The following is a 392-nucleotide window of genomic DNA, read 5'->3' on the forward strand; positions in this document are numbered from 1 at the left end:
CTTGGCTACCCCTTGAAGGGGTCTGCATACTCGCGTGTACTCAACTTGTCTTGCATGATGTCATGCTTTTCCTGCTGCTGGATGTATTTTTTGATCGTTGCTTCATTCAGACCTACTGTACTTACATAGTACCCTTCGGCCCAAAACTTTCGGTTGCCGAACTTGTATTTCAAGTTCGCGTGCTTATCAAAAATCATCAGGGAACTCTTGCCCTTCAGGTACCCCATAAAACTCGACACACTTATTTTCGGAGGGATACTTACCAACATATGCACATGATCTGGCATGAGGTGACCCTCCAGTATTTCAACCCCCTTGTATGTACACAAGTTTCGTAATATTTCACCTATGCTTTCGCGAAGGCTCGCGAAGATTATTTTCCGCCTGTACTT

1 protein-coding gene is annotated in these 392 nt (G+C 44.6%); it reads right to left on the reverse strand.

Annotation, left to right across the window (positions count from 1 at the left end; genetic code table 11):
• Window positions 1–5: 5 nt before the first annotated feature.
• A partial coding sequence (gene tnpA, locus EII23_RS12500; protein ID WP_124793572.1) for an IS200/IS605 family transposase occupies window positions 6–392 on the reverse strand: 387 nt, incomplete at its 5' end.

The organism is Desulfovibrio sp. OH1186_COT-070 (assembly GCF_003860215.1).
Taxonomy (GTDB): domain Bacteria; phylum Desulfobacterota; class Desulfovibrionia; order Desulfovibrionales; family Desulfovibrionaceae; genus Desulfovibrio.